The organism is Amycolatopsis thailandensis (assembly GCF_042723255.1).
Lineage (GTDB): Bacteria > Actinomycetota > Actinomycetes > Mycobacteriales > Pseudonocardiaceae > Amycolatopsis > Amycolatopsis thailandensis.
Map to the genome: position 1 here is coordinate 97,207 of NZ_JBHXJK010000011.1, position 24,341 is coordinate 121,547.

17 protein-coding genes and 2 pseudogenes are annotated in these 24,341 nt (G+C 69.0%); 18 read left to right on the plus strand and 1 reads right to left on the minus strand.

What is annotated here, in order from left to right; all coding sequences use genetic code 11:
* Positions 1–279: 279 nt before the first annotated feature.
* The 12 genes and pseudogenes from ACFWMR_RS06880 (at position 280) to ACFWMR_RS06935 (ending at position 15,135) form a co-directional block, all read left to right on the plus strand.
* A complete protein-coding gene (locus tag ACFWMR_RS06880) occupies positions 280–1,506 on the plus strand; it encodes a cytochrome P450 (protein ID WP_093934237.1) in 1,227 nt (408 codons plus the stop codon).
* A 31-nt stretch (positions 1,507–1,537) separates the two neighbouring features.
* Entirely contained in the window at positions 1,538–3,007 is a 1,470-nt protein-coding gene (locus ACFWMR_RS06885) for a tryptophan 7-halogenase (RefSeq protein WP_378377620.1), read from the plus strand.
* A 37-nt stretch (positions 3,008–3,044) separates the two neighbouring features.
* Positions 3,045–4,250: a glycosyltransferase gene (locus tag ACFWMR_RS06890; RefSeq protein ID WP_378377621.1), complete on the plus strand. Its 1,206-nt coding sequence runs from the start codon at positions 3,045–3,047 to the stop codon at positions 4,248–4,250.
* 29 nt (positions 4,251–4,279) lie between these two features.
* The gene (locus ACFWMR_RS06895; RefSeq protein ID WP_378377623.1) at positions 4,280–5,422 is read left to right on the plus strand and encodes a glycosyltransferase; all 1,143 of its coding nucleotides are present in this window, start codon (positions 4,280–4,282) and stop codon (positions 5,420–5,422) included.
* Positions 5,423–5,453: 31 nt separating this feature from the next.
* The gene (locus ACFWMR_RS06900; RefSeq protein ID WP_378377625.1) at positions 5,454–6,683 is read left to right on the plus strand and encodes a glycosyltransferase; all 1,230 of its coding nucleotides are present in this window, start codon (positions 5,454–5,456) and stop codon (positions 6,681–6,683) included.
* Positions 6,683–7,894, plus strand: a pseudogene (locus tag ACFWMR_RS06905) (glycosyltransferase); the annotation flags it as partial. The gene ACFWMR_RS06900 and the pseudogene ACFWMR_RS06905, both read left to right, overlap by 1 nt.
* 216 nt (positions 7,895–8,110) lie before the next feature.
* Positions 8,111–8,671 (plus strand): annotated as a pseudogene (locus tag ACFWMR_RS06910) (FkbM family methyltransferase); the annotation flags it as partial.
* Between the two features lie 338 nt (positions 8,672–9,009).
* Entirely contained in the window at positions 9,010–9,828 is an 819-nt protein-coding gene (locus tag ACFWMR_RS06915) for a class I SAM-dependent methyltransferase (protein WP_378377627.1), read from the plus strand.
* A 26-nt stretch (positions 9,829–9,854) separates the two neighbouring features.
* The gene (locus ACFWMR_RS06920; protein WP_378377629.1) at positions 9,855–11,012 is read left to right on the plus strand and encodes a glycosyltransferase; all 1,158 of its coding nucleotides are present in this window, start codon (positions 9,855–9,857) and stop codon (positions 11,010–11,012) included.
* A gap of 45 nt (positions 11,013–11,057) precedes the next feature.
* Entirely contained in the window at positions 11,058–12,317 is a 1,260-nt protein-coding gene (locus ACFWMR_RS06925) for a class I SAM-dependent methyltransferase (RefSeq protein WP_378377631.1), read from the plus strand.
* A gap of 81 nt (positions 12,318–12,398) precedes the next feature.
* Positions 12,399–13,223, plus strand: a complete 825-nt coding sequence (locus tag ACFWMR_RS06930; protein WP_378377632.1) for a PIG-L deacetylase family protein — start codon at positions 12,399–12,401, stop codon at positions 13,221–13,223.
* A gap of 46 nt (positions 13,224–13,269) precedes the next feature.
* Positions 13,270–15,135: an ArnT family glycosyltransferase gene (locus tag ACFWMR_RS06935; protein WP_378377634.1), complete on the plus strand. Its 1,866-nt coding sequence runs from the start codon at positions 13,270–13,272 to the stop codon at positions 15,133–15,135.
* 338 nt (positions 15,136–15,473) lie between these two features.
* On the opposite strand, the gene ACFWMR_RS06940 is transcribed toward ACFWMR_RS06935, so the two are convergent.
* Complete coding sequence (locus ACFWMR_RS06940; RefSeq protein WP_378377636.1) at positions 15,474–16,757, minus strand: aminotransferase-like domain-containing protein; 1,284 nt, start codon at positions 16,755–16,757, stop codon at positions 15,474–15,476.
* 164 nt (positions 16,758–16,921) lie between these two features.
* Here ACFWMR_RS06940 and ACFWMR_RS06945 point away from each other — a divergent pair, with 164 nt between their 5' ends.
* The 6 genes from ACFWMR_RS06945 (at position 16,922) to ACFWMR_RS06970 (ending at position 24,306) form a co-directional block, all read left to right on the plus strand.
* The gene (locus ACFWMR_RS06945; protein ID WP_093939285.1) at positions 16,922–17,752 is read left to right on the plus strand and encodes an alpha/beta fold hydrolase; all 831 of its coding nucleotides are present in this window, start codon (positions 16,922–16,924) and stop codon (positions 17,750–17,752) included.
* Positions 17,749–19,482 carry an amino acid adenylation domain-containing protein gene (locus ACFWMR_RS06950; RefSeq protein WP_378377638.1) on the plus strand — a complete coding sequence of 578 codons (1,734 nt, stop codon included), beginning with the start codon at positions 17,749–17,751 and terminating at the stop codon, positions 19,480–19,482. The genes ACFWMR_RS06945 and ACFWMR_RS06950 overlap by 4 nt, the downstream gene beginning before the upstream one ends.
* Before the next feature lie 14 nt (positions 19,483–19,496).
* Positions 19,497–20,687: a cytochrome P450 gene (locus ACFWMR_RS06955; protein WP_378377640.1), complete on the plus strand. Its 1,191-nt coding sequence runs from the start codon at positions 19,497–19,499 to the stop codon at positions 20,685–20,687.
* A gap of 110 nt (positions 20,688–20,797) precedes the next feature.
* Positions 20,798–21,856: a 4-hydroxyphenylpyruvate dioxygenase gene (hppD, locus tag ACFWMR_RS06960; RefSeq protein ID WP_378377642.1), complete on the plus strand. Its 1,059-nt coding sequence runs from the start codon at positions 20,798–20,800 to the stop codon at positions 21,854–21,856.
* A complete protein-coding gene (locus tag ACFWMR_RS06965; RefSeq protein WP_378377644.1) occupies positions 21,853–22,929 on the plus strand; it encodes an alpha-hydroxy acid oxidase in 1,077 nt (358 codons plus the stop codon). The genes hppD and ACFWMR_RS06965 overlap by 4 nt, the downstream gene beginning before the upstream one ends.
* Before the next feature lie 27 nt (positions 22,930–22,956).
* A complete protein-coding gene (locus ACFWMR_RS06970; protein ID WP_378377646.1) occupies positions 22,957–24,306 on the plus strand; it encodes a cation:proton antiporter in 1,350 nt (449 codons plus the stop codon).
* Positions 24,307–24,341: the final 35 nt, after the last annotated feature.

The following is a 24,341-nucleotide window of genomic DNA, read 5'->3' on the forward strand; positions in this document are numbered from 1 at the left end:
CTGGTGAGCGCGCCGCGGCCCGCGCCCCCCCGCTCTTGGCCCCCTGGGCGTTCCCAAACCCCCTTTCACAACGCTGAAGGTTGCGAAAGTGGCTTTCGCAACGCTGTTTCGGGCAGGGAGTGTGCCCGGCGATCCGGAGCCCACCGGAGCGGGCTGGGTCTTCGTCCACGGCGGCACCCTGGACTTATTTCCTGAGCACGGGCGAAGATTGAGGAACCCGAGTGTCCGAAGAGGAATCCGGAACACCAAACGCGGTCGGTGAAGGAGTTTCCACTCGATATGGATCAGGATATCGATGAGGTCGCGCCACTCGTGCAGCCGACGGCGAACTACATGCTCAGGACGCATTGCGATCCCCACGAGGACATGTTCGACCTCCGGGCGCACGGCCCGCTGGTCCGGATAGTCGGGAGCGCGTCCACCCAACTGCGGACCGAATACGTCTGGCAGGCCATGGGGTACGACGTCGTGCGGCAGATCCTCGGCGACCACGAGCATTTCACGACGCGGCCGCGCTGGAGTTCGGCGGAATCACCAGCCGACGAACCCATTCCGCCGGATCTCATCGGGCAGTTGTCGGTCTACGACCCGCCCGAGCACACCCGCCTTCGCGGAATGCTGACGCCGGAATTCACCGCGCGGCGGATCCGCAGGCTGGAACCCGCGATGCTGGAATTGATCGAGGACCGCATCGACGTGATGGAGGCCGAAGGGTCGCCCGCGGACGTCCAGGGATTGTTCGCGGATCCGGTCGGCGGACTGGCCTTGTGCGAATTGCTCGGCATCCCGCGCGACGATCGCACCGAATTCATCCGGCGCGTCCGGCAGAATGTCGCGCTCAGCCGCGGCTTCAAGGCGAGGGCCCACGACAGCGCGGCGTTCAACCGCTATCTGGACGGCCTCATCGCCCGCCAGCGCGCGGATCCCGACGAGGAGTTCATCGGTTCCATCGTGCGCGAGCACGGGGACGACGTCACGAACGCCGAGCTGCGGGGTGTGTTCACCGCGCTCATCCTCGGTGGCGTCGAGACCGTCGCGGGAATGATCGGCTTCGGGGTGCTCGCCCTGCTGGATCATCCCGAACAGAAGGACTTGATGCTCGCCGGCAAGGACGAAGCGGATCGTGTCGTCGCCGAATTGCTGCGGTATCTGTCGCCCGTGCAGCAGCCGAACCCGCGGCTGGCCATCAAGGACGTGGTCGTCGGCGGTCAGCTGATCAAAGCGGGGGAGTACGTGATGTGCTCGATCCTGATGGCCAACCGCGACGAGGCGCTGACGCCGAACGCCAACGTCCTCGACGCGAATCGTGCTTCGGGTTCTCATGTCGGGTTCGGGCACGGTATCCATTACTGCATCGGCGCGGCGGTGGCGAGGTCGCTGCTGAGGATGGCCTATCAAGCCCTTTGGGCCCGGTTCCCCGATCTGCGCCTCGCGGTGCCGCACGAGGAGATCAAGCTCCGGAACGCCTTCATCGATTGCCCGGACCAATTGCCGGTCGCCTGGTAGTGCAATGACGTCGACAGAGGAATGGTGAGAAATGTCGGTCGAAGAATTCGACGTGGTGGTCGCGGGTGGCGGCCCGTCCGGGTCGACCTTGGCCACCTTCGTGGCCATGCAGGGCCACCGAGTGCTGTTGCTGGAGAAGGAACTCTTCCCCCGGTACCAGATCGGCGAGTCGCTGCTGCCGTCCACGATCCACGGCGTGTGCCAGATGCTCGGCGTCACCGACGAACTGGCGGCGGCCGGGTTCCCGATCAAACGCGGCGGCACGTTCCGGTGGGGCGCCCGCCCGGAGCCGTGGACGTTCTCCTTCTCCGTCTCGCCGCGGATCACCGGCCCGTCGTCGTTCGCCTACCAGGTCGAGCGGGCGAAGTTCGACCAGATCCTGCTGAACAACGCCAAGCGCAAGGGCGTCGACGTCCGGGAGGAGTGCTCGGTCACCGACGTGCTCGAAGAGGGCGAGCGGGTCACCGGCGTCCGGTACACCGACCGCGACGGTAACGAGCGCGAGGTCAAGGCGACCTTCGTGATCGACGCGTCCGGCAACAAGAGCCGGCTGTACTCCAAGGTCGGCGGCTCGCGGAACTACTCCGAGTTCTTCCGCAGCCTGGCGCTGTTCGGCTACTTCGAAGGCGGCAAGCGGCTGCCCGAGCCGTACTCGGGCAACATCCTGAGCGTCGCGTTCGACAACGGCTGGTTCTGGTACATCCCGCTGAGCGACACGCTGACCAGCGTCGGCGCGGTGGTGCGCCGGGAGGACGCGGACAAGGTCCAGGGCGACCGGGAAAAGGCGCTCGGTTCCTTGATCGCCGAGGCCCCGTTGATCGCGGAGTACCTCGCGGACGCCAAGCGCGTGACCACGGGCAAGTACGGGGAGATCCGGGTCCGCAAGGACTATTCCTATAACCAGACCGAGTTCTGGCGGCCGGGGATGATCCTGGTCGGCGACGCCGCCTGCTTCGTCGACCCGGTGTTCTCTTCCGGCGTGCACTTGGCGACCTACAGCGGTCTGCTCGCGGCGCGGTCGATCAACAGCGTCCTCGCCGGGGATCTGGACGAGAAGACCGCCCTGACCGAGTTCGAAGCGCGGTACCGCCGCGAGTACAGCGTGTACTACGAGTTCCTCGTCGCGTTCTACGAGATGAACGTGAACGAGGAGTCGTACTTCTGGCAGGCCAAGAAGGTCACGAAGAGCAAGAACACCGACCTGGAGTCGTTCGTCGACCTCGTCGGCGGGGTCTCCTCCGGTGAGAACGCCCTGGTGCACCAGCTCGTCGAGCGCAGCGCCGAATTCGCCACCGCCGTCGACAAGATGGCGGGCGGCGACGACGCCAGCATGGTGCCGCTGTTCAAGTCGCAGGTCGTCCGGCAGGTCATGCAGGAGGGCGGCCAGGAGCAGATGCGGGTGGTCCTCGGCGAGGACGCCGAGCCGGAGATGCCGCTGTTCCCCGGCGGGCTGGTGGTCTCGCCCGACGGCATGAAGTGGCTTCCCCACCATCCCGTGTGAGCCGACGCCGGAACCAGCGGAACGAGGGAAGTACGCGATGCGGGTGTTGTTGTCGATGTTCGGGACACGCGGTGATCTCGAACCGGTGCTGGCGTTGGCGGTGCGGTTGCGGGCCCGCGGCGTCGAGGTGCGGGTGTGCGGTCCGGCGGACTTCGCGGAGCGGCTGGCCGGGTTCGGAGTGCCGATGGTGCCCGTCGGCCCCCCGGTCCGTGCGGGGGCGGGGCCGGGGCCCGGTTTCGCGGCCGAGCTGATCGACGCGCAGTTCGACCAGGTTCCGGCGGCCGCCGAGGGCTGTGACGTGGTGGTGGCGACCGGGATGGTGGCGGTCGCCTCCGCCGTCCGGTCGGTGGCGGAGAAGCTGGGGATCCCCTACTTCTACGCCGCCTGCCATCCGATCGACATCCGGTCGCCGTTCGACCCGCAGCTGCGGCCCGATCGCGACGGCGAGTCGTTCGCACTGGACGACACCGACCAGCACTCGCTGCGGGACATGCGCGACGAAGGGTTGTTCCAGCGGTTCGGCGACCCGATCAACAGCAGGCGGGCGGCGCTCGGCCTGCCGCCGGTGGACAGCGTCATCGACCACGCCTACACCGATCGCCCCTGGCTGGCGGCGGATCCGGTGCTGGTCCCGCTGCGGCGGGGCCAGGAGGCGGTGCAGACCGGTTCCTGGTACCTGGTCGACGAACGGCCTCTTCCGGCGGAGGTGGAGGAGTTCCTCGCGGCGGGGACACCGCCGGTGTACGTGGGATTCGGCAGCCTGGACGCTCCCGACGACGCCGCCAGGGTGGCCATCGAGTCCGTCCGCGCCCAGGGCCGCCGGGTGATCCTTTCGCGGGGCTGGGCTGAGCTGGCCCGGATCGACGATCAGCGCGACTGTCTCGTCATCGACGAGGTGAACGTCCAGGTGCTGTTCGGCCGGGTCGCCGCGGTCGTCCATCACGGTGGTTCGGGGACGGCGCACGTGGCGACGCGGGCCGGGGTCCCGCAGATCATCATCTTCCGGGGCATGGACCAGCCGTACTTCGCGGCCAGGGTCGCCGACCTGGGGATCGGCGTGGCGCACGACGGGCCCGTCCCGACCGTCGAATCCCTGTCGGCCGCGCTCGTCACGGCCCTGGCCCCGGAAACGGCCGCACGAGCCGAGGCCGTCGCCGGGATCGCCCGCACGGACGGGGCGGCGGCGGCCGCGGAACTGGTCCTCGGCGCCGTCAGCAAGGAAAAGCCCGCCGTTTCGGTGTGAACCGGACAAGCTCGATCAGGGGATGCGAAATGCGCGTTTTGTTGTGGGCAAGGGGATCACGCGGCGACGTCGAACCGCTGGTGGCCTTGGCGGCGAAGTTGCGGGAGGCCGGCGCGGAAGTGCGGATGTGCGCCCCGCCGGACAGCGCGGCGCGGCTGGCCGAGATCGGGGTGCCGCTGGTGCCGGTCGAACGCTGGAAGGGCGCGTCGGCGTCACACGGGACGCCGGACGCCGAGGCCGGGTCGAACGCCGAGCGCCTCGAACAGATCCTCAAGGTCGCCGAGGGTTGTGACGTGGTGGTGGCGGCCGGGCTGCTCTCCGGCGCGGTCGCCGTCCGTTCGGTGGCCGAGAAATTGGGCATCCCTTACTTCAACGTCGTGCTCTGCCCGATCCACCTGCCGTCGGCGCTCCCGCCGTCGCAGCGGGCGGACTACAACCAAGGCACCGACAACCTGATCGGCGGCATGCTCAACGATCAGCGGGTCGAGCTCGGCCTGTCGCCCGTGAAGAACCTCCTCGACTACGCCGCCACCGATCGTCCCTGGCTGGCGGCGGACCCGGTCCTCGCCACCTTGCGGCCGGGCGAGGAGGCGTTGCAGACCGGGGCGTGGATCCTGCCCGACGAGCGGCCGCTTTCCCCTGAGCTGGAAGCGTTCCTGGCCGACGGCGAGCCGCCGGTGTACGTGGGGTTCGGCAGCACGCCCGAAACCGCCGACGTCGCCAAGGCGGCCATCACGGCTGTCCGCGCCCAGGGCCGCCGGGTGGTCCTTTCCCGTGGCTGGGCAGATCTTGCCCTGCCCGACGACGGGGCCGACTGTTTCGCCATCGGCGAGGCCAACTTCCAGGAGCTGTTCCGCCGGGTGGCCGCCGTCGTCCACCACGAAGGCACGGGCACGACGCACGTGGCCGCGCGGGCGGGCGTCCCGCAGGTCGTGGTGCGCCACATCGTGGGCCAGGTGTACTACTCCGAGCGGATCGCCGAACTGGGGATCGGGGTGGCGATCGACGGTCCGGCCCCGACGGTCGGGTCGCTGTCGGCCGCGCTCACCGCCGCGCTGTCCCCGGAAACGCGGGCGCGGGCGGCCGAGGTGGCCGGTTCGATCCGTACCGACGGGCCCGCGGTGGCCGTGGAGCTGCTGCGCGACGCTGTCAGCCCGGCTGTTCCCGCGTGAACCGCGAATCCACGAAAAGGGGAACGCCGTAATGCGTGTGTTGTTGTCGACCACCGGCAGCCGCGGGGATGTCGAACCGCTGGTGGCGCTGGCCGTGCGCTTGCGGGAGCTGGGCGCCGAGGTGCGGATGGCCGCGCCGCCGGAGTCGGGGGAGCGGCTGGCCGAGTTCGGGGTGCCGCTGGTCCCGATCGGCGAGTCGGCCCGCGCGAAGACCAACACGAAGACGCCGCCGTCGCCCAAGGACGGCGCCCGGTTTTCGGCGGACGCGATCGCCACGCAGTTCGAGCAGGTCCCGGCGGCCGCCGAGGGCTGCGACGCGGTGGTGGCGACCGGGATGCTGGCGGCCGCTGTCGCCGTGCGGTCGGTGGCCGAGAAGGCCGGCATCCCGTACTTCTACGCCTTCCACTGTCCGATCTTCCTGCCGTCGCCGCATTACGCGCCCCCGCCGCCGCTGGGTGAGCCACCCGCTCCGCCCGGGACCGACATCCGGTCGCTGTGGGCCCGGAACAGCCAGAGCGCTTTCCGGCGGTTCGGTGCGGCGCTGAACGGCGGTCGGGCCGCGATCGGCCTTCCACCGGTGGAGGACATCTTCGACTACGGTTACACCGGCCATCCCTTGCTCGCGGCGGATCCGACCCTGGCGCCGTTGCAGCCGACGGATCTCGAAGCCGTGCAGACCGGGGGCTGGGTCCTGCCCGACGAGCGGCCGCTTTCCCCCGAGCTGGAGGAGTTCCTGGCCGCCGGTGAGCCACCGGTGTACGTCGGATTCGGCAGCCTGCGAGCCCCGGAAGACGTCGCGAAGGTGTCCGTCGAAGCGGTCCGCGCCCAGGGGCGCCGGATGATCCTTTCCCGTGGCTGGGCCGATTTGACGTTGATCGACGACGAGGCCGACTGCTTCGCCGTCGGCGAGGTGAACCACCAGGCGCTGTTCCGGCGGGTGGCCGCCGTCGTCCATCACGGCGGGGTGGGGACGACGACCGCGGCCGCGCGGGCCGGTGCCCCTCAGGTAGTGGTGCCCCAGATCGCCGACCAGCCCTACTTCGCGGGCCGGGTGGCCGAGCTGGGTGTCGGCGTGGCGCACGAAGGCAGGACCCCGAGCGTCGACTCGCTGTCGGCCGCGCTCGTCACGGCGCTCTCCCCGGAAACGCGGGCACGGGCGGCCGAGGTGGCCGGCTCGATCCGCACCGACGGGGCGGCGGTGGCCGCGAAACTGGTGCTCGACGCGGTGAACCAGGGATCTACAGAACGAGGAACCACGTAATGCGTGTCTTGTTGTCGACGAGCGGGCTCCGCGGCGACGTCGAACCGATGGTGGCGCTGGCGACCCGGCTGCGGGCGCTGGGTGTCCAAGTGCGGATCTGCGCACCTCCGGACGCCGCGGACCGCTTCGCCGGACTCGACGTCCAGGTGGTGCCGGTCGGACAGCCGTTGCACGCGATGATGCGCGCGATCACGGGATCGTCGCGGGGGGACGGGCTCCGGCTCCCGGCCGAGGAGATCGGCGAGCAGTTCGACCAGGTCCCGGCGGCCGCCGAGGGCTGCGACGCGGTGGTGGCGACCGGCGTGCTGTCCGCCGCGATCGGCGTGCGGTCGGTCGCCGAAAAGCTGGGTATCCCGTACTTCTACGCCGCCTACTGCCCGATCTACCTGCCGTCGCCGCATTTCCCGCCGCCGCTGGGCCGTGGCGACGGCGAGCCGCCCGCCGACCTGGACGTGAACGACAACCGGGCGCTGTGGGACTTCTACAACGAGGTCTATTTCCGGCGCTACGGTGGCCCGCTCAACAGCAGGCGCGCCGAGATCGGGCTGCCGCCGGTGGAGAAGCTCATCGACTACGGCTGCACCGACCGGCCCTGGCTGGCGGCGGACCCGCTCCTGGCGCCGCTGAAGCCGGACCAGGACGTCGTGCGGACCGGGGCGTGGATCCTGCCTGACGAGCGGCCGCTTTCCCCTGAGCTGGAAGCGTTCCTGGCCGCCGGCGAGCCGCCGGTGTTCGTGGGTTTCGGCAGCACGTCCGACACCGACGTCACCGCGAAACTGGCCGTCGAGGCGATCCGCGCCCAGGGCCGTCGGGTGGTCCTTTCCCGTGGCTGGGCGGATCTGGCCCTGCCCGACGACGGGACCGACTGTTTCGCCGTCGGCGAGACCAACTTCCAGGCGCTCTTCGGCCGGGTGGCCGCCGTCGTCCACCACGGCGGCGGCGGGACGACGCATGTGGCGGCGCGGGCAGGCGTCCCCCAGGTCGCGATACCCCAGATGACGGACCAGCCGTACTTCGCCGACCAGGTGGCGGCGCTGGGTATCGGCGTGGCCTTCGAGGAGTACGGCCCGGCCCCGACCTTCGAGTCCCTGTCCGCCGCGCTCACCACGGCGCTTTCCCCGGAAACCCGCGGGCGGGCGGCCTCCGTGGCCGCCTCGATCCGCGCCGACGGGGCGACGGTGGCCGCCGGACTGCTGCGCGACTCGGTGACCGGTCACAGCGAGAAAGGAAGCTCGAACATGTCCGGAAACATCACGCAGGCGAACGAGCCGGTGCTGGTCGAGGTGACGGAGGACTTCACCTGCTACGCCGGACCGGATCCGTCGGGTGAGCACGACGAACTGATGTTCATCTTCAACGAGGTCTTCCATTTCGACACCTACGCCCAGAGTGTGGGCGAAGTCCCTGACGGTGGTGTCATTCTCGACGTCGGTGCCAATGTCGGGCTCTTTTCGATTTACGCGAAGCGGCGGAAGCCGAATGCGAAAGTGATCGCCTTCGAGCCGGTTCCGGCGTCGGTGGCGGCGCTGCGCCGGAACGTCGAACTGCATGACCTGTCCGGCCTGACCGTTCACCAGCTGGCCTTGGGCGAGGTGGATCGGAAGGACGTCGCGTTCACCTATTATCCCGGGATGCCCGGGAACTCGACGAGGCATCCGGAGACCAAGAGCGAACATTTCGCGGCTCAGGCTGTCGAGGTCACCGTCGAGGTGGCGACCCTTTCTTCGGTACTGGCGGGGTATTCCGAGCTGGATCGCATCGACCTGGTCAAGGTCGACGTCGAGGGTTCGGAACTCGAAGTCCTCGCCGGATTGACCGAGGAAGACTGGGCGAAGATCCGGTCCTGGGTCATCGAAATCAGCGACGCGAAGGGCGAGTTGGCCGAACTCCGGAAAGAGCTGGAGAGCCGTGGTTACACGGTGGAGGCCGAACTCGACGACAAGATCATGGTGGAGCCGATGTATTTGGTGCACGCTTCGCGAAAATGACGCCATCCCGCGTCCAGTCCGCGTGGGCTGAAGGGGCCCTTCGCCGCATAGGACGTGCGGAAAGCGTCCTTCGCCGCGTGAGATGCGGGCAAGGCGTCCTTCGGCAGCCTTGGTCGCGCGCGGGGGTTGCGAAAGCCGCTTTCCCAACCTTCAGTGTTGCGAAAGTGGCTTTCGCAACAGGTGTTCTGAGGCAGATCCAGTCCGCGTGGGCTGAAGGGGCCCTTCGCCGCATAGGACGTGCGGAAAGCGTCCTTCGCCGCGTGAGATGCGGGGAAAGCGCCCTTCAGCAAAAGAAACGGCCGACGTGGACATCACGGAAAAGAACTAGGGTGGGGAACATGTCCAAGCTTGCCTCTGAACCGCACGAAAACCGGCAAATGGCGGAGTGGTTCGGTGCCGACGCCGCGCGCTACGACCGCGCTCGCCCCGGTTACCCCGGCGCCCTGGTCGACAGGATCATCGGTTTGAGCCCCGGCAAGAACTTCGTGGACGTCGGCTGCGGGACGGGTCTCTCCTCGCGCCCGTTCCAGGCCGCGGGGTGCACGGTGCTCGGGGTCGAACCGGACGGGCGGATGGCGGACGTCGCGCGAGGGCGCGGTCTCGAGGTCGAGGTCGCCAAATTCGAGGACTGGGAACCGGCGGGCCGCACTTTCGACGCGGTCGTCTCGGGTACCGCGTGGCACTGGGTGGACCCGCTCGCGGGTGCGCGCAAGGTGGCGGGCGTGCTGGCGCCGAACGGCCTGATCGCGTTGTTCGACAACGGTTTCGAGCTTCCGGAAGCCGTCATGAAGGCGCAGGGCGAGGCATACCGCCACGCCGTTCCCGGCCTGTCGTTCGAGGAACCGTCCAAAGAGGACAGGGACGGCGATGTGGAAGAGTACGCCAAGCAGATCTACGCCAAGCAGTACGTGAAAGCGGCCGAAGGCATCCAGCGGACCGGCGCGTTCACCGAGCCGCGAGAACTGCGCTTCGAATGGGAACGCGTCTACACCCGCGACGAATGGCTGGATCTCGTCCCCACCCAGGGCGGCCTGAACCACCTCGACGAGGACGCGCGCACCCGCTTCCTCACGCACCTCGGCGCGTCGATCGACGACCTGGGCGGCGCCTTCACCATTCACTACGCCACCGAAGGCATCACCGCGACCAAGCGGTGAACACCGTCGGGAAAAGGGGATCCGTGATGCGGGTGTTGTTCTGGGCGTACGGGCCGCGCGGGGACGTCGAACCGTTGGTGGCCTTGGCCGTGCGGGCGCGGGAACTCGGCGCCGAGGTGCGGATGTGCGCGCCCCCCGACTACGTGGAGCGGCTGGCCGAAGTCGGCGTGCCGCACGTGATCGTCGGCGAATCGGTGCTCGAAGGGGCCCGTAGCGGCTTGGGCGGGCCGCCCGATCCCGCGCAGGCGGTCGCGGGGATCGCCGAGCAGTTCGCCAAGGTCCCGGCGGCCGCCGAGGGCTGCGACGCGGTGGTGGCGAGCGGTTTGCTGACCGGCGCGATCGCCGTGCGGTCGGTGGCCGAGAAACTCGGTATCCCGTACTTCTTCGCCGTCGCTTCCCCTGTCCTGCAACCGTCGCCGGAGCAGCGGGGGATGTACAACCAGGGCATCGACAAGATGTTCGGCGGCGCGCTCGACGAGCGGCGGGCGGCGATCGGCCTGCCGCCGGTGCGGAACCTCTTCGACTACGGCTGCACCGATCGTCCCTTGCTGGCGGCGGACGAGGCCTTGGCCCCGCCGCGGCCGGAGCTCGGCGGAGTGCGGACCGGAGCGTGGATGGTGTCCGACGAACGGCCGCTTTCCCCTGAGCTGGAAGCGTTCCTGGCTGCCGGCGAGCCGCCGGTGTACGTGGGTTTCGGCAGCTCGCCCGCGCCCGACGACGTCGCCGGGGTGGCCGTCGAGGCGATCCGGGCCCAGGGCCGCCGGGTGATCCTCGCCCGCGGCTGGGCCGATCTGGTCCTGCCCGACGACGGGGCCGACTGTTTCGCCATCGACGAAGTGAACCAGCAGGTGTTGTTCGGCCGGGTGGCCGCCGCCGTCCACCACGGAGGGGTCGGCACGACACACGTGGCCACGCGGGCCGGCGTCCCGCAGGTCGTGATCCCGCAGATCGCCGACCATCCGCATCACGCGGGCCGGGTGGCGGAGCTGGGTGTCGGAGTGGCGCACGACGGCCCGAACCCGACCGTGGAGTCCCTGTCGGCGGCGCTCGCCACGGCCCTGGCGCCGGAAACCCGCGCGCGGGCCGCCGAGGTGGCGGGCACGATCCGCGCCGACGGGACCACGGTGGCCGCGGAACTGCTGCTCGACGCGGTCAGCCGGGAAAAGCCGTCTGTTTCTGTCTGAACCCTCTTGGCTGGAAATCGAGTAAGGAAACGGGAGAGACCGTCCATGAGCGCCACCGGAAAGCAAATGATCGCCGACAGCTGCCGGATCTGCGGCAACACCGAACTGTTGCCGGTACTGGATCTCGGCTCGCAAGCCGTCACGAGCGTGTTCCCGCGGGCCCGCGGGGTCGTCCCCGTCGTCCCGCTCGAACTGGTGAAGTGCTCGCAGGGCGGCTGTGGACTCGTCCAGCTCCTGCACACCACCGACTCCAGCCTGATGTACGGCCACGGCGGCTACGGCTACCGGTCCAGCATCCGGCCGTACATGATCAACCACCTGCACGGCATCGTCGGGCAGGTCACCGACCTGGTCGACCTGAAGCCCGGCGACCTGGTCGTCGACATCGGCAGCAACGACTCCACCCTGCTGCGCGGTTACCCGGCGGGCGGCCCGGAACTGGTGGGCTTCGACCCCAACGGCGAACAGTTCCGCGACCTCTACCCGGAGCATGTCGGCCTGGTCGCGGACTACTTCACCGGCAAGGCCTTCGCAGACCGCTACGGTGACCGGAAGGCCAAGGTCGTCACCTCGATCGCCATGTTCTACGACCTGCCCCGGCCGGTCGAGTTCATGCAGGAGATCCACGACATCCTCGACGAGGACGGCGTGTGGATCTCCGAGCAGGCGTACCTGCCGTCCATGCTGGACATGGTCGCCTACGACGCGATCTGCCACGAGCACCTCGAGTACTACGCGCTGCGGCAGTTCGAGTGGATGGCCGAAAAGGTCGGCTTCACCGTCGTCAAGGCCGAGATGACCGAAGTGCACGGCGGCAGCATCCGGGTGACCATGGCGAAGAACAGCGGCCACTACCGCGTGGACGAAGCGGGTCTCGCGGCGTTCCGGCGCGGCGAGGAGGCCATCGGCCTGCACACGATGGCGCCCTACGAGAAGTTCGCCGCCAAGACCGAAGCGCACCGGGGCGAACTGCGCGACTTCCTCGACACGTCGAGGGCCGCGGGCAAGCTGACGCTGGGCTATGGCGCGTCGACCAAGGGCAACGTGATCCTCCAGTACTGCGGCCTGACCGAGAAGGATCTGCCCGCCATCGGCGAGGTCAACGCGGACAAGGCCGGCTGCTTCACCCCGGGAAGCGAGATCCCGATCGTGTCGGAGGAAGACGCCAAAGCGCAGAAGCCCGACCAGCTGCTGGTCCTCCCGTGGGGCTACCGCGACAGTTTCATCGAGCGCGAGCACGAGTACCTCGCGAACGGCGGAACCCTGGTCTTCCCCCTTCCCCAGCTCGAAATCAAGTCTTCCTGAGCACTGACGGCCATCCCGGATCCGCGGTCCCGGCGAAGTCGTGCCGGGACCGCGGTTTCCGGCGTGAGGAGACCGATCCCCATGCTTGAAGACCCCGCGACCGCCCGGATCCTGGCGATTTCCCCGCATCTGAACGACGCGGTGCTTTCGGTCGGCGCCTGCCTCGCGCAGGCGGCGCGCGACGGAGCGGAAGTGCTCGTCCACACCGTGTTCGCCGGGAGCGCGCCGCCCCCTTATTCGGCGGCCGCGGAACGGATGCACGCGATCTGGGGTCTCTCACCGGATGAGGACGCGACCCTCCTTCGCCGCGAAGAGGACGTCGCCGCAGTAGGCCACTTAGGACTGTCCTATCGGCACGGACGGTTTCTCGACTCCATCTATCGCAAGCGACCGGATGGCGAGTGGCTGGCGTCGCCGAGGGAAGGCGGCGCGAAAGTCGCCGTCGACGAACGCGCGCCGGGCGGCGATCTCGAACTCGTCGCCGAGATCAAGGCGGATGTCGAAGCGGTCATCGGGGATTTCGATCCCACGCTGATCGTGACCTGCGCGGCCATTCTCGATCATCCGGACAATCAGGTTTCCCGCGACGCCGCGCTGTTCGCCGCGTTCGAGAAGGGTATCCCGATCCGGCTCTGGGAAGACCTTCCCTATGTGACGAACAGGCCGGGCCCGGTCGAGTTGCCGCCGGGATTCCACCGTGGTGCCCCGGGATTCGGCGCTGTCGCCGAGGAGCTCCGGACACGGAAATTCGAAGCCGTGCGGTGCTATTCTTCCCAGCTGGGAATGCTCAACGGACGTAACAAGAACATGTTCGACCGAATGGACGAGCACGCTCGGAAGAATTCCCCGGACGGCGGATACGGCGAAACGACTTGGCCGGTCGTCCGCGATGAGGAAGACCGCTGAGCCCGACCTCCCCTTGCCGACGCCGCATCACGCCCGGAGGTACCGAGTGTCCACAACACTCACTCATCTGCCGTCACCACCCCAGGACACCACGCCACCCGAAGGCGGGCGAAACCGTTGGGCGGTCTGGCGTTCGCCCGACGGTCAGCCGCCGTGGGCCCGGCCCGCGCTGCTGGGTATCGCGTTCGTCGCGGTGGTGCTCTACGCCTGGAACCTGCCGCGAGTGGACTACGCGCCCTTGTATTCGGACGCCGTCAAGAGCATGTCCGGAAGCTGGAAGGCGTTCCTGTTCGGCGCCGTCGACCCGCAGGCGACGGCCACGCTCGACAAGCTCGCCGGTTCGTTCGTGCCGCAGGTCGTGTCGGCCAAGATCTTCGGCTACAGCGAATGGTCGCTCGCGCTGCCGCAGGTGATCGAAGGCGTGATCTCGGTGCTCGTGATGTACCGGGTCGTGCGGCGCTGGGCGGGCGTCGTTCCCGGCCTGCTCGCCGCGGGCATCTTCACCCTGACGCCGGTCGCCGCGTCGATGTTCGGGCACAGCATGCAGGACGGTCTGCTGACGATGTGCCTGGTGCTCGCCGTCGACGCCTACCAGCGCGCCGTCCTGGAAGGGCGGCTCCGGTCGCTGGTGTGGGCCGGGGTCTGGATCGGGATCGGCTTCCAGGCCAAGATGCTGCAGGCGTGGATGATCCTGCCCGCGCTGGCGATCGGCTATCTGCTCACCGCGCCGATCGAGACGCGCCGCCGGATCAAGCACGTGGGGATCGCCGGAGTGGTGATGCTGGCGGTGTCGCTGTCGTGGGTCGCGCTCTACACCTTCACCCCGGCGAGTTCCCGGCCGTATGTCAGCGGCACCACGAACAACAGCGCCTTCGCCATGGTGTTCGGCTACAACGGTCTCGCGCGGGTGGGCATCAACCTGCCCGGCGCGGTGCCGGACGCGGGTCGCGCGGGCGGCGCGCCGGCACTCGGTCCGCCCGACCATCCGCTGGACATGTCGGAGGCCGGTCCGGGTGACGTGGGCCAGGGCCCTGGCGACCGGGGACCCGGGCCGGGTGACACCGGACCCGGTGACACGGGTCCGGGAGCAGGTCAGCCTGGACCGGGCGACATGGGGCCCGGCGACACCGGCCCGGGTGACACGGGACCCGGCGACACCGGTCCCGGGCAAGGTCAGCCGGGGCCCGGGCAGAGCCAGCCCGGTCCCGGAGACGTGCTGGTGCTGCCCAACGGCGACGTGATCGTGGGACCGGGCGGCGCGCCGCCCACCCAGGCGGATCCGTCGAAGGTCGAAAGCCGCACGGACCCCTTGGGGTGGAACAAGTTGCTCGACGGCCACCTCGGCGTCGCGATCTCGTGGCTGTTCCCGCTCGCCTTCCTGGCGCTGTTCTGCGGGCTGTGGTGGTCGCGCCGGGCCGAGCGCACCGACCCGGTGCGCGGCGGGCTGCTGATGTGGGGCGTGTGGCTGGTGACCTTCACCTTCGTCTTCAGCTTCGGGGACGTCGCGCACACCGCGTACGTGGCCTCGTTCGCCCCCGCGCTCGCCGCCCTTTCCGCTCTGGGCATCGTGATGTTCTGGCGGGCGTACCAGCGCGGTGGCCGGGCGGCCTGGACACTGCCGATCGCGATCGCGGCTCAGCTCGCGTGGAGCGCCTGGCTCTGGTCGCACTACCCGAACTTCCTGGCCTGGGCGCGGTGGGGCACGCTGGCGCTCGGCGTACTCGCGCTCGTCGTGCTGATCCTGGCCAGGGTGCTCAAGAGCCCGTCCGCGACCTTGGTGAAGGCCGGCCTCGTCGTCGGTGTCGTGGCCATGCTGGCCGCGCCCGCCACCTACGCCGTGTCCGTTTTGGACTCCGACTACTCCGGCAGTTCCTTCGACGCCAACGCCGGTCCGGCTTCGGGCTCCGCGTGACGGATCTGCGCAGCGCTCCCGGCGACGTCCTCGCCGGGAGCGCCACCCAGGCGGGCTGGCGTCCGCCGACACTGCTTCCGCAGTGACTTCGGCCAGCGGCTTCGCTCTCTGGCCGCGTCGCAAGGTCCGTGAAGGCCTCCTTACCTACCCTCAAGGTAGTAAAGGAGGCCTTCACTCCGTGGGCGCCGCCCGAGGTGGAGACGTCGCGAAAGCCACTTTCGCACCGCCCCCTGCCGGACCCGCCTTCCCGCGTCCCGCGCGTTCGCCCAAGTACATGAAGGCCCCCTTCACTGCGCCTAGCGCAATGAAGGGGGCCTTCATGTACCTCGGAGGCAAGCTCAGAGGCGCGAAGTGATCAGGTCGGCGAGCCGCGAGACGCCCTCTTCGATCAGTTCCGGCGTCAGCAGGCTGATCGACAGCCGGAGCTGGTGGAACCCGCCCTTGCCACCGTAGAAGTGGTGCATCGGGGTGAACAGCACGCCGTGGTCGCGGGCCGAGATCTCCAGCAGTTCGTCGTCGACGACGAACGGCACCGTGACGGTGACGAAGAACCCGCCCGTCGGCGTGTTCCACGAAACCCCGGAACATGTGCCGAGCCTGCGCTTGAGCTCGCCCAGCGTGAGGTGCAGATTGCGTTGGTAGATGGCGATTTCCCGCTTGTTCGCCTTGGTCAGGCTGAAATCGTTGAGCAGGAGCTTCCCGGCGATCACCGCCTGCGCGATGGGGGAGGTGTTCACCGTGAGCATGCCCTTGAGCTTCGAAAGCTGGTCGGCGTACAGGCCGCCGTCGGCCATCCGCTGATCCGCCACCGCGAAACCGACCCGGGCACCGGGCATACCGCTCTTGGCGAAGGAACCGAGATAGACCACGGATCCCGACCGGTCGAGGGATTTGAGCGAGGGAAGCCGCTCCGCCCCGAACAGCCCGTACGCGTTGTCCTCCAGTAGCAGGATTCCGTGCGCCTCGGCGACGTCGAGGAGCCGGTGCCGGGACGGCAGATCCATGCTGGTGCCGGTGGGGTTGGCGAAGTTGGGGGTCACGTAACAGGCCCGGACCCGCTTGCCCTGTTCGTCGGCCCGCTTCAGCTGGAGGACGAGGTCGTCCGGGTCGATGCCGTTCTCGTTCGACCGGACCGGCCAGACGGGGGTGTCGGTCAGCAGCGCCGCCCCGGTCAGGCCGACGTAGGTGGGCGCGGGCGCGAGCAGCACGTCCCGCTCGCTCGCGCGGAGCGTACGCAGGACCAGGAACATGGCCTCCTGCGCGCCGACGGTGACGACCACGGATTCGGGAGTGGCGTCGATGTGCTCGTCCTCGGCGAGATTGCGCGCGATGAGGTCGGCGATGACACCCTTGGTGGTGCCGTATTGGAAGAGGGTGCGGGTGACCCCCGCCTCGTCCATTTTCCGATCGTCGCGCAGATGCGCGCAATAGGCGTCGAGATACTCGTGAATGAGTCGGATGTCGAAGAACTCTTCGTACGGCCGGCCTGCCGCCATGGAAATGGCCACAGGGTATTCGTCGATCAGTTCGTTCAGCAGATTCATCGACGAGATGGCCGGATCGGTGAGCGATCCGTGCAGCGTTTCCACGTTCAAGTGAGTGGACAGACCGTTTGAATCCATGAATACTAGGATTTCCATACGCCGTTCAGGTGTCAAGAGAGTCCGTGGACGCCCGGGGTCATTCCCGTTTCCCGGACGAGCTCCGGGGCGTCCATGCCGAATAGTTCGGACACTCGATCTCCGAAGGTACGGTCGGCTTCGCGCCATTCTCCGGGAGGAGCATCATGCTGATGACAACCGAGAACGGGATCCGGTTGTCCTACAACGACTTCGGTGACGGTCCGCCGGTCCTGTTGCTGACCGGCACCGGTGCGCCGAGCTCGGTGTGGGATCTGTATCAGGTACCCGCGCTCCGCGCCGCCGGTTTCCGCGTGATCACCATGGACAATCGCGGGATTCCGCCGAGCGACGACGGTGCGGGCGGATTCACCATCGAAGACCTCGTCGCGGACGTCGCCGCGTTGATCGACTACCTCGACGCGATGCCCTGCCGGGTGATCGGCACGTCGATGGGTTCGTACATCGCGCAGGAGCTGGCACTCGCTTGCCCGGAGCTGGTGGACTCGGTCCTGTTGATGGCCGCCTGCGGCAAGAGCAGTCTCGTCCAGCGTGTGCTCGCGGAAGGCGAGGCGAAGCTGATCGAGCAGGGCACCGAGCTGCCGCCGGGCTTCCTCGCCGCGATCCGCGCCATGCACAACCTGGGCCCCGCGACACTCGCCGACGACGACCTCACCGGAGACTGGCTCGACCTGTTCGAGGCGGCGGGCCCTTGGGGGCCCGGGGTCCGGGCGCAGCTGTTGCTGAGCGCGTTGCCCGACCGGCTCGAGGCCTACCGCGCGATCAAGGTGCCGTGCCACGTCGTCTCTTTCGAGCACGACCTCGTGGCGCCACCGGCCGCCGGACTGGAGCTGGCCTCCGCGATCCCCGGCGCGACCTTCCGCACGGTTCCCGGCTGCGGGCATTTCGGCTACCTGGAGAACCCGGAGGCGGTGAACCGGGAGCTGATCCGGTTCCTCCGCACCGAATCCCGCGAGACACTGGGGGAAACCGCATGACCGTCCTTTCGGCGGCCACCACACCGGCCCTGTTCGAGGCGACCGCGGCCGTGCTGCCGGATCGTCCCGCGGTGGCGATGGACTCGACAACGCTCACGTATGCCGAGTTGAACGGCGAAGCCAACCGGCTCGCCCGAAGGCTCGTGGCGCACGGGGTCGGCCCGGAGGGGCTGGTCGCGCTGGCCATGCCGAGGTCGATCGAGTTCGTCGTCGCGATCCTGGCCGTGCACAAGGCGGGCGCCGCGTACGTGCCCGTCGATCCGGACTATCCGGAGGAACGCAAACGGCACATGCTGGACGACACGGCGGCGCAGTGCCTGCTGCGCCTGCCCGGCCAGGACGTGACCGGTGCTCCCGTGATCCTCGACGTGGAACGGGAACCGGGCCGGGCCGAGCCGAACCTGGACGACCGCGACAGGCTCTCGCCGCTGCTGCCCGACCACCCCGCGTACGTCATCTACACCTCGGGCTCGACGGGGAAGCCGAAGGGCGTGCTGGTCACGCACCGCGGGATCCCGAACCTGGCCGACGACTACGTGCGCCGTCAGAAGCTGGTGCCGTCCAGCAGGTTGCTGGCTTTCGCGTCGCCCAGTTTCGACGCCGCGGTCGCCGAGTTCTGGCCGATCTGGCAGGCCGGTGGCTGCCTGGTGCTGGCGTCCGCGCCGGACCTCGTCCCGGGCGAACCGCTCGGCAGGCTGGTGCGCGATCAGGGCATCACCCACGTCACGCTGCCGCCGTCCGCGCTGGCCCCGCTGGAGGAGGCCGGTGGTCTGCCCACGGGGCTGACCCTGCTGGTCGCGGGGGAGGCGTGCCCCGCGCCGGTCGCGAAACGCTGGGCCACGGACCGCGTGATGATCAACGCGTACGGCCCGACGGAGGTCACTGTCGCGGTGACCGCCAGCGAGCCGCTGACCGGTGAGGACACCCCGCCGATCGGCAGGCCCATCACCGGCGTCCGGACCTACGTGTTGGACGATCTGCTGCGGCCCGTCCCGGACGGGGAAGAGGGCGAGCTGTACACGGTGGGCCCCGGTCTGGCCCGCGGTTACCTCCGGAGAGCGGCCGCGACCGCGGAGCGGTTCCTGCCGGATCCGTTCGGCGGGCCGGGTGGCCGCATGTACCGCACCGGCGACCGCGTGCGGAGGCGCCAGGACGGTCAGTACGTCTTCGTCGGCCGGGTCGACGACCAGCTGAAGGTGCGCGGCCACCGGATCGAGCCGGGTGAGGTCGAGGCCGCGTTGCTCGCGGTGGACGGCGTCGCCCAGGCGGTCGTGACCGAACACGAGAACCGGCTCGTCGCCTACGTGGTCGGCGCCGCCGGCGCGCGAGTGCACGCCGAGCACCTGCTGCCGCCGCTGAAGAAGCGGCTGCCCGCGTACCTGGTGCCCGACGTCGTCGTCGGCCTGCCGAGCCTGCCGGTCTCGCCGAACGGCAAACTCGACCGGGTCGCCCTGCCCACGCCCGAAGAGGAGCACGCCGGACGCGCGGCGGGCCGGGCACCGCTCACCCCCACCGAGATCATCCTGGCCGAGCTGTTCGCCGAAGTGCTCGGCGTCAGCAGCGTCGGTGTCGAGGACAGCTTCTTCGAAATCGGCGGTCACTCGCTGCTCGCGACCCGGCTGGTGAGCCGGATCCGCGAGCGCCTGAAGATCCGGCTGCGGGTGCAGGCCTTCTTCGACGCGCCGACGGTGGCGCGGCTCGCCAAGGTCCTCGACGGCGCTCACCCCTGACCTGGAGACCATTCATGCGGACGACGGCAGCCGTCGATCTCGGCGACCCCGATCTGTACACCACCTTGGACCGGCACCACCGCTGGCGCGAACTCGCGCTGGAAGACGCGATGGTGTGGAGTGAGCCGGGCAGTTCGCCCGGCGGCTTCTGGTCCGTGTTCTCGCACCAGGCGTGCGCCGCGGTGCTCGCGCCGTCGGCGCCGTTCACCTCCGAATACGGGATGATGATCGGTTTCGACCGCGACCATCCCGACAACTCGGGCGGCCAGATGATGGTGGTCTCCGAACAGGAGCAGCACCGCAAACTGCGCAAGCTGGTCGGGCCGCTGCTGTCGAGGGCGTCCGCGCGGAAACTGTCGGAGCGGGTGCGGACAGAGGTGCGCGGCGTGCTCGACCGGGTGCTCGACGGCGAGGTATGCGACGTCGCCGCGGCGATCGGCCCGCGCATCCCCGCCGCCGTGGTCTGCGAGATCCTCGGCGTTCCGGTCGAAGACCAGGACATGCTCATCGACCTGACCAACCACGCGTTCGGCGGTGAGGACGAACTATTCGACGGGATGACGCCGCGTCAGGCGCATACCGAGATCCTCGTCTACTTCGACGAACTCGTCGGCGCGCGCCGCGAAAGCCCCGGCGAAGACCTCGTCAGCACGTTGCTGTCCGACGACAGCCTCTCGATCGACGACGTGGTCCTCAATTGCGACAACGTGTTGATCGGCGGCAACGAGACCACCCGGCACGCGATCACCGGCGCGGTGCACGCTTTCGCGACGGTGCCGGGTCTTCTCGCGGCCGTCCGGGACGGCGGCGCGGACGTCGACACTGTCGTGGACGAGGTGCTGCGCTGGACCTCGCCCGCGATGCACGTGCTCCGCGTGTCCACCGGCGAGGTCACGGTCAACGGCCGCGACCTGGCACCCGGCACCCCGGTGGTCGCGTGGCTTCCCGCCGCGAACCGGGATCCCGCCGTCTTCGACGATCCCGACACGTTCCGGCCGGACCGGAAACCGAACCGCCACATCGCCTTCGGCCACGGAATGCACCACTGTCTCGGCTCCGCGCTCGCGCGGATCGAACTGGCGGTCGTGCTGCGCGAGGTGGCCGAACGAGTGTCCCGGGTGGACCTGGTGCGGGAGCCGTCCTGGTTGCGCGCGGTCGTCGTGCAGGGATACCGGGAACTCCCGGTGCGGTTCGCCGGACGCTGAGCGCGAATCCGTCCTCTGTGGACGGAGGTGTCAAGCGGACACCATTGAAGCGCAATTGGCTTCGCGTCATCCTGTGATCGAGGATTACATCTATTCCACGGAGGAATGTCTTGTCTTCTCACGAAACCACACAGAATTTCGAGATCGAGTACGTGGAAATGTACGTGGCCAACCTGGAGGTGGCCGCGTCCGGCTGGATGGACAAGTACGACTTCTCCGTCGCCGCCACCGACCGGTCCGCCGACCACCGGAGCGTGACGCTGCGGCACGCCGAGATCGCCCTGGTCCTCACCGAGCCGCTGTCCGACCGGCACCCCGGTGCGACGTACCTGCAGACCCACGGTGAAGGCGTGGCCGACATCGCGCTGCGCACGAACGACGTGGCCGCCGCCTTCGAGATCGCGGTGAAGGCCGGCGCGGAAGCCGTCCGCGAGCCGGGGAAGCGCGCGGACTCGGTCGTCACGGCCACGGTCAGCGGTTTCGGCGACGTCGTGCACACGCTGATCCAGCGTGACGACGTCGAGGAGGCGCCGGCGGCCTTCCGCGGCAGGGGCGGCGTCGACCTGAACCTCATCGACCACTTCGCGGTCTGCCTCAACGCCGGAGATCTCGGCCCCACGGTGGCGTTCTACGAGCGCGCCCTCGGGTTCAAGCAGATCTTCGAGGAGCACATCGTGGTCGGTTCCCAGGCGATGAACTCCACCGTCGTGCAGAGTGCTTCGGGGGCGGTCACCCTCACCCTGATCGAGCCCGACAAGACCGCCGACCCGGGCCAGATCGACGACTTCATCAAGGAGCACCACGGGGCGGGCATCCAGCACATCGCCTTCACCAGCCCGGACGCGGTCCGCGCGGTCAAGGAGCTTTCCGGGCGCGGCGTGGAATTCCTGAAGACCCCGGACACCTACTACGACCTGCTCGGCGAGCGGATCGAGCTGGAAACGCACTCCCTGGACGACCTGCGGGAGACGAAACTGCTCGCCGACGAGGACCACGGCGGCCAGCTGTTCCAGATCTTCACCGCCTCCACGCATCCGCGCAAGACGATCTTCTTCGAGATCATCGAGCGGCAGGGCGCGGGAACGTTCGGCAGCTCGAACATCAAGGCCCTGTACGAAGCCGTCGAGCTGGAGCGGACCGGGCAGAGCAACGGCCCCGCCCGCCGATGACCCACCTCTCCCTGCACGACCTCGAACGGGCCGCGCGCGCTGTCCTTCCCGGCGAGATCTGGGATTTCCTCGCCGGGGGCAGCGGCACGGAGGCATCGCTGGAGGCCAACCGCGTCGCGCTCGAACGGATCTTCGTGATCCCCCGGATGTTGCGTGATCTGACCGATGCCACCGTCGAGGCCGAGGTTCTCGGCCGGCGCGCCGCGCTGCCCGTGGCGGTCGCGCCGGTCGCGTACCAGCGGTTGTTCCATCCGGAAGGCGAGCTCGCCGCGGCTCGCGCGGCGCGCGACGCCGGGGTGCCGTACACGATCTGCACGCTGAGCAGCGTCCCGCTGGAGGAGATCGCGGCCGTCGGCGGGCGGCCGTGGTTCCAGCTGTACTGGCTGCGTGACGAGAAGCGATCCCTGGAGCTCGTCCGCCGCGCGGAGGAAGCCGGCTGCGAGGCGATCGTGTTCACCGTGGACGTGCCCTGGATGGGGCGGCGCTTGCGGGACATGCGGAACGGCTTCGCGCTGCCGGAATCGGTGACCGCGGCCAACTTCGACGCCGGAGCGGCCGCGCACCGCCGTACCAGCGGAAGCTCGGCCGTCGCCGACCACACCGCGCGCGAATTCGCCGCCGCCACTTGGGAATCCGTCGAGGCCGTCCGCGCGCAGACGAATCTTCCGGTGGTGCTCAAAGGGATCCTCGCGGTCGAGGACGCCGCTCGCGCCGTCGACGCGGGCGTCGCCGGAATCGTGGTGTCCAACCACGGAGGCCGTCAGTTGGACGGCGCCGTACCGGGGGCCGAAATGCTCGGCGAGATCGTCGACGCGGTCTCGGGCGGCTGCGAAGTACTGCTGGACGGAGGGATCCGGTCCGGTGGCGACATCCTGAAGGCGCTCGCGCTGGGCGCGTCGGCCGTGCTGGTCGGGCGGCCGGTGATGTGGGGGCTGGCCTCGGCGGGCCAGGACGGCGCGCGGCAGGCGCTGGACCTGCTCGCCGTCGAACTCCGGAACGCGCTGGGCCTGGCAGGCTGCGACTCGGCGAGCGCGGCGCGGCGGCTGAACACACGGGTCACCCGGTACGGCTGATCTTCCGATCTTTCCCGAAGGAGGAAGGTGCTTCTCTCGCTTCCCGCGCCGGTCGCCCCGATCGCCGCGCACAGTCTCCTGCTCTTCTTGCTCCAGGTCGGTTTGCTGCTCCTGCTCGCGGTGGCCTTCGGACGGCTGGCCGCCCGGTTCGGGATGCCCGCGGTCGTCGGCGAGCTGGTCGTCGGGGTGCTCCTCGGTCCGTCGTTGCTGGCCTGGGCGGCACCGGGGCTGCACGGCTGGCTGTTCCCGGCCGTCGCCGAGCAGTTCCACCTCCTCGACGCCGTCGGGCAGATCGGGGTCATCCTGCTGGTCGGTTTCACCGGCATGCAGATGGACATGGGCCTGCTCCGCCGACGGCGCGCCGCGGCCGCCGGCGTGGGGCTCGGCGGGCTGATCGTTCCTCTCGGGCTGGGAATCGGCGCGGGCTACGTACTGCCCAAGGTGCTGGTGCCCGAGGGCACGGACATCACCGTCTTCGCGCTCTTCCTCGGTGTGGCGCTGTGCGTCAGCGCCATCCCGGTCATCGCCAAGACCCTGATGGACATGAAACTGCTGCACCGCAACGTCGGGCAGCTCACGCTCGCCGCCGGTGCGATCGAGGACGCCTTCGGCTGGTTCATGCTCTCCATCGTCAGCGCGATGGCCGTCACCGCCGTGTCGGCGGGCGCCGTGCTCCTCTCGCTCGGCTACCTGATCGGCGTCCTCGTCTTCGCGTTCACCATCGGCAGGCCACTGGTCCGGGGCGTGTTGCGCACCGCGGCCAGATCCGACGGCCCCGGGCTCACCGTCTCGGCCGCCGTCGTCCTGATACTCCTGGCCTCGGCCGGGACGCAGGCCCTCGGTCTGGAAGCGATCTTCGGGGCTTTCCTCTGCGGCATCCTGATCAGCACGGCGGGCAAGGTCGACCCGGCCAAGCTCGCTCCACTGCGGACGGTCGTCCTGTCGGTCTTCGCGCCGATCTTCTTCGCCACGGCCGGATTGCGGATGGACCTCACCGCGCTGATCCGCCCGCAGGTGCTGCTCACCGGGCTGGCGGTGCTCGCGCTGGCCGTCATCGGCAAGTTCGTCGGCGCGTACGCCGGGGCGCGGCTCAGCGGCCTGAACAAATGGGAAGGGCTGGCGCTCGGCGCCGGGCTGAACGCGCGCGGCGTCATCGAAATCGTGGTGGCCATGGTCGGCCTGCGGCTGGGCATCCTGAGCGTGGAGATCTACACGATCGTCATCCTCGTCGCGATCGTCACTTCGCTGATGGCCCCGCCGATCCTGCGGTTCGCGATGAAGCGGCTGGAGCAGACGGCCGAGGAAGAGGTGCGGGAGAGCGAGCACCGGGCGTGGACCACGCCATCGGCGAAGAGTGAGCAGGAACAGCCCCTCTAGGGTGTCGCGAAAGCCACTTTCGCAACGTTGAAGGT